This window comes from Nonomuraea terrae (assembly GCF_044465245.1).
GTDB classification, from domain to species: Bacteria; Actinomycetota; Actinomycetes; order Streptosporangiales; family Streptosporangiaceae; genus Nonomuraea; species Nonomuraea terrae.
On sequence record NZ_JBITLL010000002.1, the window covers coordinates 681,366 to 695,778 of the forward strand.

14 protein-coding genes are annotated in these 14,413 nt (G+C 71.9%); 6 read left to right on the top strand and 8 right to left on the bottom strand.

The window, feature by feature from the left end; all coding sequences use genetic code 11:
• Positions 1 to 18 precede the first annotated feature (18 nt).
• Positions 19 to 1,572: an AMP-binding protein gene (locus tag ACIBP6_RS09480; protein WP_397050456.1), complete on the bottom strand. Its 1,554-nt coding sequence runs from the start codon at positions 1,570 to 1,572 to the stop codon at positions 19 to 21.
• A 123-nt stretch (positions 1,573 to 1,695) separates the two neighbouring features.
• Positions 1,696 to 2,610 (bottom strand): SDR family NAD(P)-dependent oxidoreductase, encoded by a 915-nt coding sequence (locus ACIBP6_RS09485; RefSeq protein WP_397050458.1) that lies wholly within the window; start codon positions 2,608 to 2,610, stop codon positions 1,696 to 1,698.
• A gap of 246 nt (positions 2,611 to 2,856) precedes the next feature.
• Between ACIBP6_RS09485 and ACIBP6_RS09490 the strand changes: the two genes are divergently transcribed.
• From ACIBP6_RS09490 to ACIBP6_RS09500, 3 genes are all read left to right on the top strand, one after another.
• Positions 2,857 to 4,494 (top strand): MFS transporter, encoded by a 1,638-nt coding sequence (locus ACIBP6_RS09490; protein WP_397050460.1) that lies wholly within the window; start codon positions 2,857 to 2,859, stop codon positions 4,492 to 4,494.
• The gene (locus ACIBP6_RS09495) at positions 4,494 to 5,651 is read left to right on the top strand and encodes a thiolase C-terminal domain-containing protein (RefSeq protein WP_397050462.1); all 1,158 of its coding nucleotides are present in this window, start codon (positions 4,494 to 4,496) and stop codon (positions 5,649 to 5,651) included. Before ACIBP6_RS09490 ends, ACIBP6_RS09495 begins: the two co-directional genes overlap by 1 nt.
• Before the next feature lie 73 nt (positions 5,652 to 5,724).
• Entirely contained in the window at positions 5,725 to 6,357 is a 633-nt protein-coding gene (locus ACIBP6_RS09500; protein WP_397050464.1) for a TetR family transcriptional regulator, read from the top strand.
• 52 nt (positions 6,358 to 6,409) lie between these two features.
• Here the strand turns inward: ACIBP6_RS09500 and ACIBP6_RS09505 are convergent, their stop codons facing one another.
• From ACIBP6_RS09505 to ACIBP6_RS09520, 4 genes are all read right to left on the bottom strand, one after another.
• Positions 6,410 to 7,519, bottom strand: coding sequence for an acyl-CoA dehydrogenase family protein (locus ACIBP6_RS09505; RefSeq protein ID WP_397050466.1), 1,110 nt, complete (start codon positions 7,517 to 7,519; stop codon positions 6,410 to 6,412).
• Positions 7,520 to 7,536: 17 nt separating this feature from the next.
• Positions 7,537 to 8,733 (bottom strand): acyl-CoA dehydrogenase family protein, encoded by a 1,197-nt coding sequence (locus tag ACIBP6_RS09510; protein WP_397050468.1) that lies wholly within the window; start codon positions 8,731 to 8,733, stop codon positions 7,537 to 7,539.
• 166 nt (positions 8,734 to 8,899) lie between these two features.
• Positions 8,900 to 9,358, bottom strand: a complete 459-nt coding sequence (locus ACIBP6_RS09515; protein WP_187368217.1) for a GNAT family N-acetyltransferase — start codon at positions 9,356 to 9,358, stop codon at positions 8,900 to 8,902.
• A gap of 19 nt (positions 9,359 to 9,377) precedes the next feature.
• Positions 9,378 to 10,106: a CPBP family intramembrane glutamic endopeptidase gene (locus ACIBP6_RS09520; protein ID WP_397050471.1), complete on the bottom strand. Its 729-nt coding sequence runs from the start codon at positions 10,104 to 10,106 to the stop codon at positions 9,378 to 9,380.
• A 100-nt stretch (positions 10,107 to 10,206) separates the two neighbouring features.
• Between ACIBP6_RS09520 and ACIBP6_RS09525 the strand changes: the two genes are divergently transcribed.
• Both ACIBP6_RS09525 and ACIBP6_RS09530 read left to right on the top strand, forming a co-directional pair.
• The gene (locus tag ACIBP6_RS09525) at positions 10,207 to 11,004 is read left to right on the top strand and encodes a TetR/AcrR family transcriptional regulator (RefSeq protein ID WP_397050473.1); all 798 of its coding nucleotides are present in this window, start codon (positions 10,207 to 10,209) and stop codon (positions 11,002 to 11,004) included.
• A gap of 290 nt (positions 11,005 to 11,294) precedes the next feature.
• Complete coding sequence (locus ACIBP6_RS09530; RefSeq protein ID WP_397050475.1) at positions 11,295 to 12,212, top strand: NAD(P)H-binding protein; 918 nt, start codon at positions 11,295 to 11,297, stop codon at positions 12,210 to 12,212.
• Between the two features lie 23 nt (positions 12,213 to 12,235).
• Here ACIBP6_RS09530 and ACIBP6_RS09535 read toward each other — a convergent pair whose 3' ends face one another.
• Positions 12,236 to 12,613, bottom strand: a complete 378-nt coding sequence (locus tag ACIBP6_RS09535; protein WP_397050477.1) for a DUF302 domain-containing protein — start codon at positions 12,611 to 12,613, stop codon at positions 12,236 to 12,238.
• 56 nt (positions 12,614 to 12,669) lie between these two features.
• Positions 12,670 to 13,377: an SDR family NAD(P)-dependent oxidoreductase gene (locus ACIBP6_RS09540; RefSeq protein ID WP_397050479.1), complete on the bottom strand. Its 708-nt coding sequence runs from the start codon at positions 13,375 to 13,377 to the stop codon at positions 12,670 to 12,672.
• A gap of 102 nt (positions 13,378 to 13,479) precedes the next feature.
• Here ACIBP6_RS09540 and ACIBP6_RS09545 point away from each other — a divergent pair, with 102 nt between their 5' ends.
• On the top strand, positions 13,480 to 14,319 hold the full coding sequence (locus ACIBP6_RS09545; protein ID WP_397050481.1) for a helix-turn-helix transcriptional regulator: 840 nt from the start codon (positions 13,480 to 13,482) through the stop codon (positions 14,317 to 14,319).
• The last annotated feature ends 94 nt before the right edge of the window (positions 14,320 to 14,413 follow it).

The following is a 14,413-nucleotide window of genomic DNA, read 5'->3' on the forward strand; positions in this document are numbered from 1 at the left end:
CTCCTCAACGGCTGGGGGCTATCGGCCGGCGTAGGCGTCACGGAGCCTGCGGCGCTGCAGCTTGCCGGTCTCCGTCCGCGGGAAGTCGGCCAGGAACTCGAACCGCCGGGGGATCTTGAACGAGGCCAGCCGCTCGGCGCAGTGGGCGCGCAGCGCCTCGGCCAGCTCGTCGCCGGGAACCGCGTCCTCGGAGGGCTGGACGACGGCGAGCACGCTCTGTCCCCAGTCGGGGTCGGGGACCCCGATGACGGCGACGTCGGCGACGGCGGGATGCGTGATGAGCTGCTGCTCGATCTCGGCGGGGTAGATGTTCACGCCCCCGGAGATGATCAGGTCGGTACGCCGGTCGAGGAGGAACACGTAACCGTCCTCGTCGAAGTACCCGTAGTCGCCGACCGTGGCCAGGTCTCCGCGCCGGCTGGCGGCGGTCTTGACCGGGTCGTTGTTGTACTCGAAGCGGGGCCGCTCCCCCGGGATGCCGAAGTAGATCGTGCCCTCCGTCCCCGCGGGCACCTCCTTGCCGTCCTCGTCGAGGATCTTGACGATCGTGTTCGGCGCCGGCCGCCCCACCGTGCCGGGCTTGCGCAACCACTCGTGCGAGCCCACCAGCGAGACGCCGCCCTCGGTGGCCGCGAGGTACTCCCACAGGACGGGCCCCAGCCACTCGATCATCTGCTGCTTGATGGCCACGGGGCACGGCGCGCCCGCGTGGATCACCGCCTCCAGGCTGGACAGGTCGTACTTCGACCGGACCTCCTCCGGCAGGCGCAGCATGCGGTGGAAGTGGGTCGGGACCATGTGGACGCTGGTCACCCGGTGCCGTTCGAAGGCCCGCAACACGCCCTCGGGGTCGAATTTGCCCTGGATGACGACCGTGTGACCGACGTTCAGGTAGGCGTAGGCGTGCCCGGACGGGGCGGCGTGGTAGATCGGCGAGCACACCAGGTGCACGCCCGCGTCGAGGGTGACCTCGTAACGGGCGGCCAGCGCCACGTACGTCGACTGGATCACCGGCTCGGGAGGAAGGTCAGGAAGGGCGGTGCGCACGCCTTTGGGATTGCCGGTGGTGCCCGAGGTGTAGCCCATCACGCTGCCGAACCGGCGATCCGGCGGCGCGTCCGACGACTCCCCCTCGCCGAACGACTGGTACGGCCGCCACCCGTCCACCTCGCCGCCGATCACGAACCGGTGCTCCGGCAGCGACTCGACAGGCAGCGTACGCGCCTGCTCGGCGTCCACGAGCACGGCCTTGGCCCCGGAGTCGCGGACGATGTAGAGCATCTCGGCCGGGGTCAGCCGCCAGTTGACCGGGACGAAGTACATGCCGACCTGGCCGGTGGCCAGCATCATCTCCAGGTACTCGTGACCGTTGTGCACCGCCACGGCGACGGCGTCGCCGGTCGAGAGGCCGTGGGAGCGCAGGGCACGCGAGACGCGGTTGACCCGCGCCAGGAGCTCACCGAAGGTGAGCACAGATCCGTCGGGATCGATGACGGCCCGCCGGCCGGGGTCGGCGGCGGCGATCTCGTAGAAGCCGATGGGTGCCGTGGTCGAGTGATGAGTAGAGGACATCATGCGTCCCTCTCCTGTCGGCTGAACTTCGGTGACGATCCCCTCGACGCCTGGTCGCTCATGGCCGCCCGCGCGGATCACCCGAGCGCTTCCAGGCAACCCCCGTGTTCGTACGTCCTCAGCTCACTTGGGGAGCTGTCCCATGAAGATCGAGGGGTGCAGGCCGTCCGCCTTCGGGCGGAAGAACTTCGCGGCCTTGTCCGCGAGGTCCTGCAGGTCCCACGGCCCGTCGGCGCTGATGGTCTCCACGACCTCGGGGTTGTTCCAGAGTTTCACCTCGTGGCCGGACGCGCCGAGGGTGCGGCCCGACAGCCAGTCCGACTCGGTGCCGGCGAGGTAGGTGACGATCGGCGCGACGTTGTCCGGCGACATGAGCTCGGCGCCGGAGGATTCGCCGATCTTCTTCTCGTCCGGGACGGTGGCGGTCAGGCGGGTGGCGGCGCCGGGCGCGATGGCGTTCGCCGTCACGCCGTACCGGGCCAGGCCGTTGGCGAGGGACGCGGTCAGCCCGATGATGCCCATCTTCGCGGCGGCGTAGTTGGGCTGGCCGGGGGAGCCCTGCAGGGCCGAGTCGGAGGTGAAGTTGATGATCCGGTAGTGGCCGTCCGGGTTGCGCTGCTCCCGCCAGTAGGCGGCGGCGGGCTTGATGGTGCTGAAGTGGCCGCGCAGGTGCACCCTGATGACCGCGTCCCAGTCGTCGTCGGGCAGGTTGAAGATCATCCGGTCGCGGAGGATGCCGGCGACGTTGACGACGACGTCGAGCTTCCCGTGATGCGCGACGGCCATCTCGACGAGGCGCCGGCCGGTCGCGGTGTCGGCGATGTCGCCCGCGTCCGCGACGGCCTGGCCGCCGAGGCCGTTGATCTCGTCGGCGATGTCCTGCGCGGGACCGGCGTCGCCGCCGCTGCCGTCCGGCTCGGCGCCGAGGTCGTTGAGTACGAGCTTCGCACCCTGCTGGGCGAACATGCGGCTGATGGACGCGCCGATGCCGCGGCCGGCACCGGTGATGATGGCCACCCTGCCGTCGAGAGATCCCATGGAATGCCTTTCGGAGCGGAGGGTCGTGCGGCGGTGCCACGACCGGTCACCAGGTTCGACGGAGATGCACCACAGCACTGGTCAGGCATCAAGTAGAACACGTTACGACAGTGTGAACAAGGGCTCCTCTCCCCTGAGACAGCTCATCCTGGCCAACCAAGAAGAACGTGTTATCTTTGGCTCTTGGCGGCCAGTCCTGCCCTCCGGCTCGCCCATGACGCACCGAATCACCTGGATGGCTGTCTGATGAAGCGTTTCAGGACGCTGCCTCCGGAGCTGCGGGTCTGCACCCTGATCTCGTTCGTCGTCGCGCTCGGTTTCGGGGTCGTCGCGCCCGCTCTGCCGCTCCTCGCGGACATGTTCGGGGCGGGCAACACGGCCGTGGGCGCGGCGATCAGCGCGTTCGCGGTGTTCCGGCTGGCCACGGCCGTGGTCAACAGCCGGTTCGTGCAGCGCTTCGGTGAGCGCCGGGTCATCGCCTGGGGCCTGTGGCTGCAGGGAGCCACGATGGTCGTCGCCGGCCTCGCGCCGAACTTCACCCTGCTCATCGCCCTGCGGGCGGTCGGCGGGATGGGCAGCTCGGCGTTCACCATCGCCGCCATGGCCCTGGTCCTGCGCCTGGCGCCGCCGGACGCCCGGGGGAACGCGGTGAGCGTCTACCAGACGGGGTTCATGCTCGGCGCCATCGCGGGCCCCGGGATCGGCGGCGTGCTGGCCGACGTGAACGCTCGCCTCCCCTTCCTGTTCTACGGGGTGGCCCTGTTCGTCGCCGCGGGGATCTCCCACTTCATGCTCACCCCTTCGCGCCCCGCCGAGCAGCCGGACGGCAGGCCGGCGCCGGCCGAGAACCGGTCGGCGCCGGCCCTTTCCCGTGGCGTGTACCTGCGCGCCCTCGTCGCGATCCTGGTCGCGAGCTTCGGCACGGGCTGGCTGTTCTACGGGATGCGCAACTCGGTGATCCCAATGTTGGGCACCAACGAGCTGGGCGGCAGTGGCACCTTCGTCGGCCTGGCGATGCTGAGCACGGCCGTCACCCAGCTGGTCTTCGTGCCGGTGTTCGGGCAGTGGGCGGACGCCCGGGGAAGGCGGCCGGCGATGATCACGGCCGGTCTGACCGGCACCGTCGCCGTGGGGCTGCTGGCCGTGACGTCCAGCGAAGCGGCCTTCGTCGCCTCCATGGTGCTCCTCGGCCTGGCCGGCGCCGGCCTGTCCACGACGCCGGCCTCCGTGCTGGCCGACATCAGCGGCCACAGCCGCGCCAGGAACGTGGCGTGGTTCAGCATGGCGTCCGACGCCGGCGCCATCATCGGCCCCCTGGTCGCCGGCGCGATCGCCGATGTCCTCTCCTTCGAGGCCGCCTTCCTCCTGACCACCCTGATGCTGGGCGTCGGCGTGGTCGGCTCCCTGGTGATGCGCGAAACACTCAGCCGCTCCTCAGGCACTCCGCTCCTTCCTCCAGCGAAAGGAAACGCCATGCCCGGCCCGGCCCCCGCACCCACTCCGGAGACCCTGCCCTTCTGGGAGGGCGCCGCGAACAAGCAGCTGCGCATCCAGCGCTGCGTCTCCTGCGCGCGGCACTACTTCTACCCGCGCCCGTTCTGCCCCCGGTGCGGCTCCGGCGACGTGGAGTGGACGACCGTCAGCGGTGACGCGCGACTGCTGTCGTACGTGATCAACTACCGGCCGCTGCCGCCCTTCGACCCCGGCACCCCGGTCATCGTGGCGCTGGTGGAACTCGCCGAGGGGCCGCACATGATGACGAACATCGTCGGAGTGGAACCCGACCCCGAGAAACTGGAGCTCGACATGCCGCTCAAGGTCACGTTCGTCGAACGCGAGAACTTCACGCTCCCGGTGTTCGCCGCCGCCAAGGCGGTGGCGTGATGACGTCGATGCACCGCGGCGACATCGCCGTCGTCGGCGCCTCGGAGACCACCGAGGTCGGGGTCCGGCCCGACGTGCCCGTGCTCGGCCTGCACGCCGAGGCGGCCAGGAACGCGCTCGCCGACGCCGGGCTCACGGTCAAGGACGTCGACGGGGTCGCCACCGCCGGTCCGTTCGCCCTGGAGGTCTCCCACCACCTCGGCATCCAGCCGCGCTGGCTCGACGGGACCATGGTCGGCGGCTGCAGTTTCATGCTGCACGTGCGCCATGCGGCGGCGGCGATCGCGGCCGGCGCCGCCGACGTCGTGCTCATCACCCATGGCGAGTCCGGCCGTTCGCGCGTCGGCGTGGCGCCCTGGGCGCCCAACCCGGCTTCGGCGGCCGGGCAGTTCGAGGCCGTCTACGGAGCCCAGACCCCGTACTCCACGTTCACCCTGCCCGCGCTGCGCTTCCTGCACGAGCGCGGCATGACCCGGGAGCACCTGGCCCATGTCGTCGTGGCGCAGCGGACGTGGGCGCTGAACAACCCGCGCGCCTTCCGGCGCAAGCCCACCTCGGTGGAGGAGGTGCTGGCGGGACCGCCGATCGCGTACCCGTTCACCAGGGACATGTGCTGTGTGGTGACCGACGGCGGCGGCGCGCTCGTGCTCACGAGCGCGGAGCGGGCGAAGGACATGCCGGGCGGCGAGCGCGCGGTGTACCTGCTCGGCTCGGGAGAGTCGGCCGAGGGGCCGCTGGTCTCGCAGATGGCGGACCCGGGCTCGTTCCTGGCCTTCCGCAGGGCCGGCGAGGAGGCGTTCAGGACGGCGGGGATCACCCGGTCGGACGTGGACCACTTCATGGCCTACGACGCCTTCGCCCACGTGCCGCTCTACATGCTGGAGGACCTCGGGTTCGTCGGACGCGGCGAGTCGGGCGACTTCGTCGCGGAGGGGAACACGCTCAAGGACGGCTCGCTGCCGATGAACACCAACGGCGGCGGCCTGTCGTACACCCACACCGGCATGTACGGCATGTTCGCCATCCAGGAGGCCGTGCGCCAGCTCCGCGGCGAGGCCGTCGAGCAGCTCCCGGACATCGGCGTCAGCTTCGTCCAGGGCGTCGGGATGTTCTTCGCCGCGGCCGGCAGCCTGGTGCTCTCGCGCCACCAGGGCTGAGCCGCGGCAAGCGCCGGAGCCCCGCCTCCGGCGCTTGCCCGGCCCCTCACGAGAACGTGTACTCTTTACAGACATGACCCGCGTCAACAGGCATGGACGCACGCCGGAGGCCCGGGCATTTCGCGTCGAACGCGTCCTGGAAGCCGGCATGGCGCTGGCCACTCGAGGCGGGTATGAAGCGGTCCAGATGCGCGAGGTCGCCCGCATTGCGGGGGTCGCCCTGTCGACGCTCTACCGCTACTACCCCTCCAAGGACGCGCTGCTCAGCGCGGCCATCCAGGTGCAGCTGGGCGAGCTGCGCAAGGACATCCTGCAGCGCCCGCCGCGGCAGCGCACCCCTGAGGGACGGGCCGCCGAGGTGCTGCACCGCGCGTTCCGGGCGATGCAGTACAACCGCGGGTTCGCGCACGCCGCGCTCAGCGCGTACCACATCCCCAAGCCCCTGGGCGAGCAGCCGGACGACGGCTCGCCCCTGATCAGCGGTGACGACTCCGCCGCCCTGGCCGACCTCATGGCGCTGGCGGCCTGGGGCCCGGAGCACCGCACCACCCCGGCCGAGTACCGCGTGCTGCACATGCTCGAGTCGTTGTGGAGCAGCAGCGTCGTCGCCTGGCTGAACGGCCGGATGACGCCGGAATACGTCGAGGATCGCCTGAAGTTCGCCGCCAAGCGGCTGCTGCCCGTGGAGGCGGCGGCCGGCAGGTAGGCACGGCCGCACGGCGGTGGGTGGCCCGGTCGCCCACCGCCACGCGCGTGTTCTAGATGCCGAGCTTGTCGGCGAGCCGGTCCAGCTGGTAGTCGGCGTCGCCGGCCAGGACGTTGCCGGCGATGGCGTTCTTGTAGAAGAAGTGGGCGTCGTGTTCCCAGGTGAAGCCGATGCCGCCGTGCAGCAGCATGGTGTTCTTGGCGGAGGCCAGGTAGCCGTGCGACGTCAGCGCCCGCGCCGCCGCGGCGGCCGCGCCGAGCTTCGCCGGCTCCTCGTCGGCCGCTCGCGTCGCCTCCCGCAGTGCCGCGTCGGAGAGCGCCCACAGGTTGTACATGTCGGCCAGCTTGTGCTTGACGCCCTGGTAGGCCCCGATGGGCTGGCCGAACGTGTAGCGGATCTTGGCGAATTCCGTGGTCATCGCCAGGCAGGCGCCCATGGCCCCGGACTGCTCCGAGGCGATCGCGAGGTTCGCCAGGTCGGTCACGTGGTCGAGTGCGGCGGCGGCGTCCCCGGCGACGAGCCGGGCCGCCGTGCCGTCGAACGTCACGGTGGCCGTGCCGCGGGTCGGGTCCACCCCGTCGTCCTTGGTCACCGTCAGGCCGTCGGCCGGGCGCTCCACGAGGTACACACCCGTGCCTTCATGGCCGGCGGCCTGGACGAGCAGGACCTCGGCCTCCGCGCCGTTGAGCACCGCCACCTTGGTGCCGGACAGGGCGAAACCACCGCCGGACCGCACGGCGGAGGTCGCCGGCCGCGCCGGGATCCACTGCCGGTTCCCCGGCTCGCTGACGGCCAGCGTGCCGACGACGTGACCCTCGGCGAGCCGGGGCAGCAGCTTCCGCTTGACCTCCTCGTCGCCGAGGGCGACGAGCGTGCCGGCCGCCAGGACGCACGCCAGGAGCGGCGAGGGCACGAGCCCCGCGCCCAGCTCCCGCAGCGCCGCCGACAGATCCGCGTGGGTGGCCCCGGCGCCGCCGTACTCCTCGGGGATGGTCAGTCCGGCCAGGCCGAGAGTGCCGGCCAGGCCGGCCCAGACCTCCGGGTCGTACGACCGGTCGCCGCCGATGACCTCGCGGACCTTCGGCAGCGGCGTGCGGTCGGCGACGAAGCGCTTGACCGTCTGAGCCAGGCTCTTCTGGTCGTCGGTGAAGATGAGTGACACGTGAGCTCCTGAGGGTGTCAGCGGGAGAGCTTCAGCTGGTTGAAGGGGGTGTTCCGGTCGACCCCTGGGTCCTTCGGCAGGCCGAGCACCCGTTCGCCGATGATGTTGCGCTGAATCTCGTTGGTCCCGCCGGCGACGGCGCCGCCGGGAGCGCCCACGACGGCCGCGACCACCCGGTCGAGGTCCGCCGACCCGAGGGCGAGGTCGCTGCCGAGGATGTCCTGCGCCAGGTCCGCGGCCCACAGGGCCAGCTCGGCGCCGGCGAGCTTCGCGGCGGAGCCGCGTGCGCCGATCTGGATGCCGGCGGTGGTCTCCTCGTGCAGCACCCGCCCGTACGCCGTGAGCGCGGACTCGCGGGCGTACAACAGCGCCAGCCTGCGCCGGATGGCGGGCTCGCTCTCCAGGCCGCGGGTGCGGGCCGCCTCGAGCAGCGAGTCGTAGCCGAGCGCGTTGGTGCGCGCGCGACCTCCGGCGCCGATGGCGACCCGCTCGTTGCGGAGCATCACCACCGCGGCGTCCCAACCCTTGTCGACCTCGCCGATCACGGCGTCCGCGGGCACCTCGACGTTGTCGAAGAACACCTCGTTGAACGGCGCGTGCCCGGTGGCCACCACCAGAGGCCGCACGGTGACCCCCGGATGGCGCATGTCGACGATGAACATCGTGATGCCCTTGTGCTTGGGCACGGTGGGGTCGGTGCGGGCGAGGATGGCGCCGAAGTCGCTGTACTGGGCGCCGGAGGTCCACACCTTCTGGCCGTTGACGACCCAGCCGGTCTCGGTGCGGGTGGCCGTGGTCTGCAGGCTCGCGACGTCCGAGCCGGCGCTCGGCTCGGAGAAGAGCTGACACCAGATCTCCTCGCCGCGCAGCATCGGGGGCAGGTGGCGCCTCTTCTGCTCCTCCGTGCCTAGCTCGAGGATCGTCGGCCCCGGCATGCCGAGGCCGATGACGAACGGGCCGGTGGGCAGCTCGAAGTCGGCGGCCTCCTGGTTGAAGGCGATCAGCTCCTCGGCGCCCAGCCCCTGCCCGCCGTACTCCTTGGGCCAGGTGATGCCGGCGAATCCCGCTTCCCACAGTGCTTTCTGGAAGCGCTTGGATTCTTCCAGCGGAACGGAGGTCCCCTCGCCGTCGTGGCCGGCGGCCTCGTCGAAGGGCTTGGCGTTCTGCTCCAGCCAGGCTCGTGCCCTGGCCCGGAACTCATCGATCGACGTCATGTGCGTTCCTCTCAGAGACGGGCCGTACGCCGGGCCGCTCCCCAGCTCCGTTCGCCCATACGAGAACACGTTCTCTTTAGCGAAAGAGTTGTCCTTCGGGGCGCGCATGTCAAGAGATCGACGTGTCGCCGTTGGTGACGGGAGAGGCGTGTGTCAACTGGAGAAACTAGTTCTCGTTGCTTCCCAGGGCCGGCGGGCTGACGTAGTGGTGCAGGACGGCGGGCTCGCCGGTGGTGTCGCGCCAGGTGGCGCGGGTGGTGCCGGTGCGGCGCCAGCCTGACCGTTCGTAGAGCGCGATCGCGGCCTTGCCCTCGGAGGAGACCTCCAGCCGCAGCGGGTTCCCGGCGGCGGAACGTACGGTGTCGAGGAGCCGGGGGGCCACGCCGCGGCCGCGGGCGGCGGGGGCGACGTACAGGCGGGTGACCTCCATGTCGCGGGTGAGGGCGACGTGGCCGAGCACCACGCCGTCCTCGACCGCGATCCACGCCTCGATCGCGTCGTCAGGGGTGAGCCAGCGGGCGGGGTCGTCCGGCCAGTCCACGGGGTAGCGGTCGGCGGCGTGCACGGCGGCGAGGGCTTCGACGCAGGCGTCGAGGTCGGCGGGGGTTCGGGGGCGGATCTCCACGCGCGCAAGCCTAGGCCGGTCAGGCCAGCCCGCACGAGAGCAGGAAGATCGCGCTCCCGTGGGCCAGGGCGGCGGCGATGACGCCGTGGCGCAGGCGCAGGAAGGCGCAGATCAGGCCCTCCGCGAGGGTGAACGCCAGCAGGGGCCAGCCGACGGTGGTGACGGTGGTGGCGAGGAAGGCGTGGCAGGCGGCGAACAGCACACCCGACAGCAGCGCCGCCCGTACGGGGGCGCCGTCCTCCTCCAGCCGGCCCTGCAGGAAGCCGCGGAACAGCACCTCCTCGGCCAGGTTGCCGGCCAGGCAGAAGAACAGCAGGACGGGCAGCAGCCCGGCGGCGACCGCTCCCCCGCGCCCGCCGAGCGGGGTGAACTGCGTGAGCAGGAGCACCGGGGCGGCGGCCAGCGCGCCGCCGCCGAGGCCCAGGCCCACCGCGGCGGCGCCGGGGCGGCCCCAGCGCACGAGCGCGCGCAACCCACGGTCCCGGAGCAGGAGCGCGGTGACGGCCAGCGTGCCCAGGCCGAGGACCAGCAGGGTGGGCGCGTGATCGGTGAAGCGGACCCACGGCACGACGCCCGCGGTCCCGAAGCGCCAGAACCCGATCGGGGTCATCGCGTCCCGGATCAGGATGAATCCCAGGACGAGCAGCAGGATGCGCAGCAGCGGATCGCGGTCGGCCCGCGCGAGGGCGAAGCAGGCGCCGATCAGCAGGATCCCGGGGGCGATGAGGACGGCGTAGTCGAGCAGCACGAAGAGAGCTCCGTTCCGGCGGGGAGAAGTGGGCGGCAAGCGCTGCGCTCCACCCATGATGCGAGCTATTCTCAGTTTTCGGTACTCGCATAGGAGGCCCGTGCTCACGCCCCGCAAACAGCCTCGCCAGCAGCGCTCACGCGAGACGGTGGCGGCGATCCTCGAGGCGGCCGCTCAGCTTTTCCAGCGGCACGGCTACGGAGAGACCACCACCAACAAGATCGCCGAACGGGCCGGGGTGTCGATCGGCTCGCTGTACCAGTACTTCCCGAACAAGGACGCCCTGCTGGTCGCGCTGGCCGAGCACTGCCTGGCCGAGATGGAGGGGCATGTCTCCGAGGTGTTCGTCCAGGCCGGCGAGGAGCGTCCCGGGCTGCACGGGCTGCTGACCCAACTCGTACGCCGCGTGGCCGACCTGCACACCGACCGCCCGGCGCTGCACCGGCTGCTGTACGACCTGAGCCCCCGCACCCCCGGCCTGGTGGCCCGTTTCCGCGCGGCAGAACAGCGCATGGCCGCCGCCCTCGCCGCCGAGCTCCGCCGTCTCGGCGCCGGCGGACCGGATCCCGAGCTGAACGCGCTCTTGGCCGTCCAGGGCATCGAGGCCCAGATCCACGGCGCCCTGCTGGACCCGTCGCACGACGCCGCCGGCACGCTGCCGGCCATCGTCGACCTGTGGCACCAAGCGCTAGCCGTCCCTGCGGACGAAGACGTGCCGGGCGAGGGCGACCGCCCCAACCGCCCATCCGGCCAGCACGACGAGCCCGGCGCCCGGCCCGAGCGCGGTGGCGGGATCGGCGGCCATCCCGGCGAGACCCAGAGCCGCTTCATCCGGAAGGAACCCGCACGACATCGGGGAGACCGCTCCGCAGCAGCGGTGACACGAGAACGGCCGTGACGACGAGCACGACCATCGGCACCGTCACCGACCTCACCACGACGGCGAACCCGAACCCGGCAAGCCGAGCAACACATGAACCGCCACCGAAGCCCCGAACCGGCCGCCGACGTCCCACCCACGCCCGTCACGGCCGCCAGCGCGGCGACCGCTCCGGTGACGGCGACGAGGAACCCGCGCACCCGCGACGCCCAGGTCAGGGCGATGCCGGACGCCCTCGTGCCGGAAATATGCCGCTATCCCGTCCTATCTGAGGGTTTGCGGCAACGGAGGGCGGTCACGAGGACATCGTGCCCGCATCGCCGATCCTCGTCACCGGCGCCGCCGGCGGCATCGGCCGCAGGGTGGCAGGCGACCTGCTGGAGCGCGGCCTGCCGGTGCGCGCCTTCGTCCACCGCGAGGACGACCGGTCGCACGGCCTCCGCGCCGCCGGGGCCGAGGTGGTCTCCGGCGACCTGACCCTCGCCGGGGACGTCGCCCGCGCCCTGGACGGCTGCCGCCGCCTGTATTTCGCGATGACCCCGTCGCCGAGCCTCGTCGAGGCGACGGCCGCCGCCGCTGCCGCCGCCCGTGCTCAGGGCGACCTGGAGGTCTTCGTGAACATGTCACAGATGACCGTCTCCCAGATGGACCTGCGCAGCACCGCCGAATCCCGCCAGCATCGGCAGCACTGGCTCGGCGAGCAGGTGCTGAACTGGTCGGGCCTGCCGGTCACGCACATCAGGCCCACCGTGTTCATGGAGAACCCGCTGCTGCGCGACCTGGCCGCCGCGTCGATCCGGCGCCACGACCAGATCCGCCTGCCGTTCGGGCCGGGTCGCACCTCGCCCGTCGCGGCCCGCGACGTCGCCGACGTGGTGGCCGCCGTGCTGGCCTGCCCCGCGCCGCACGTCGGCGCGGTGTACGAGCTGACCGGCGGCGCCTCCCGCGACCTACGCCAGCTGGCGGAGGAGTTCGGCGCGGCGCTGGGGCGGCGCATCGTGTACGTGGACATGCCGTACGAGAGGTGGGCACGGCAGGAGCTCGGCACGCTGGCACTGCCTGGGCACGTGACCGACCACCTGGCCACGATGGCCCGCCTGCACGCCGCCAACCGGTACGACCGGGCGACCGGCGACGTCCAGCGGATCCTCGGCAGGCCGCCCGCCACGATCGCCGACTTCGTCGCCGCCGACCCTGAGCGCTTCGCGCCCGAGCGGCGTTCCTGAGCGGCGTTCCCGGGCGGGCGCGGTCATCCCGCCACGGCGGCCGCCAGGCCGTCCAAGACGTCCAGGGCCGCGCCCTGCTCGTCGGTGAGGCCGTGCCGCCGCTTCAGTTCGCCGACGAGGTGGTGACTGACCTTGGTCTTGCCGGACGCGTCCTGCCACACGAGGAGCCGCAGGGGCAGGTCGAGCGCGGCCAGCGGAGCGGCGATCATGATCGGGGCGCCCACCTTCGGGTTGCCGAAGATCACCACCTTGGAGGGACGCATCTTCAGCCCGACGGCGGCGGCGGCCACGTCGTGCTCGATGACGGCGAAGAGCGTCAGCCCCCTGGCCGTGATCAACTCCTTGAGCCGCTCCACGGTCTCCTCCACGGAGCCGGTCGCGGTACGGGTGGTGCATTCCATGGGGTGAACTATGCCCACGTGAAGGGCTCCTACCGGACACCCCGCGCGTACAGGGATCACCAAGGGACGGGGCCGTCGGCGGCGAAGTAGCCGCCGGTCGGGCCGTCCGGCTCCACCCGCGCCAGGCGGACGATGATCTCGGCGCCCTCCTCGACGGTCTGGGTGCCGGTGCGGCCGTTGAGGTCGGTCCTGGTGAAGCCGGGGTCGGCGGCGTTGACCCGCATCTGCGGGAACGCCTTCGCGTACTGCAAGGTGATCATGTTGAGCGCGGCCTTCGACGCCGGGTACTCGAGGCCCGGGTAGGCGGACCCGGGCGTGCCGGGGTCGCTCATCCGGGTGAGCGAGCCCAGGCCGCTGCTCACGTTGACCACGACGGGGGCGGCCGAGCGCCGCAGCAGGGGCAGGAACGCGTGGGTGACGCGGACGACGCCGAAGACGTTGGTCTCGAACAGGTCGCGCACCATGCCGGGGGTCACGTCGGCCGCGCCGGGCACGCCGTTGTCCGAGGTCCGCGTCTCGATGCCGGCGTTGTTGACGAGCACGTCGAGACCGCCCTCGGCCTCGACGGCCCGGACGGCGGCGGCGACGGACGCGTCGTCGGTGACGTCGATGACGACGTGCCGGGCGCCGAGGGCGTCGGCGGCGCGGCGCACGCGTTCGGGGTCGCGGCCGCCGACGAAGACGGTGTGACCGGCGGCGACGAGCCGGCGGGCGGTCTCGAAGCCGAGGCCCTTGTTGGCTCCGGTGATGAGAGTGGTTGTCATGTCTCGACGATCTCGCCTGGCCAGGGGGTCAGCCAGTCGCCTCCGGATCCTGGGACTCTCCGTACCAGGCAGGACGCCGGCGCCGGGTGCAGACTGGGAGGCATGGCGACTACGGAATTCGGCCGGGCGGTGTGCCGCTGGCGCGACCGGGTCTCCCCCGAGGCCACCGGGCTGCCCTCGGGCGGGATACGGCGCGCCGCCGGGCTGCGCCGCGAGGAGCTGGCCCTGCTGGCCGGGATCTCCGTCGACTACGTCACCCGCCTCGAACAGGGCCGCGCGGCCCACCCGTCGGCGCAGATCGTCGAGGCGCTGTCGCGGGCCCTGCGGCTGTCGGCGGAGGAACGCGCCCACCTGTTCGGGCTGGCCGGCCTGGCGCCGCCCGGCCCGGAGACGGTGCCCGCGTACGTCACCCCGGGCGTCCAGCGGCTGCTGGACCGGATGACCGGCACGCCCGTCGCCGTCTACGACGCGTCCTGGACACTGATCGTGGCCAACCCGCCGTACGCGGCCCTGATGGGCGACCCGACGGGGTGGCGCGGCGACGAGCGCAACAGCGTGTGGCGCCACTTCGTCGGCCCCGGCTCCAGGGCCAGGCACACCCCGGAGTCGCTGCGCGCGTTCGAGGCCGCGCTGGTCGCCGACCTGCGTACGGCCGCCGGCCGCTACCCGGCCGACCGGCGGCTCCGGCGGCTGATCGCCGACCTGCGCGCCCACAGCGAACGGTTCGCCGGCCTGTGGGACTCCGGTGCCGTCGGCCACCACGAGTCCGCGCGCAAGACCATCGACCACCCGCAGGTGGGCCCGCTCAGGCTCGACTGCGACGTGCTCACCGTGACGGGCAGCGACCTGCGCATCATGATCTACACGGCCGAGCCGGGCACCGACGACGCCGACCGCCTCGCCCTCCTCACCGTGCTCGGCACCCAGTCCCTCGTGGAGTGACGACGACGGGATCCGCCGCAGGCGAGGCGCGGTGTCGCGCCGCAGGGCGCTCGGCCGGCCCCGGTAATCTGTTATAGTACTTCTATATCAGATA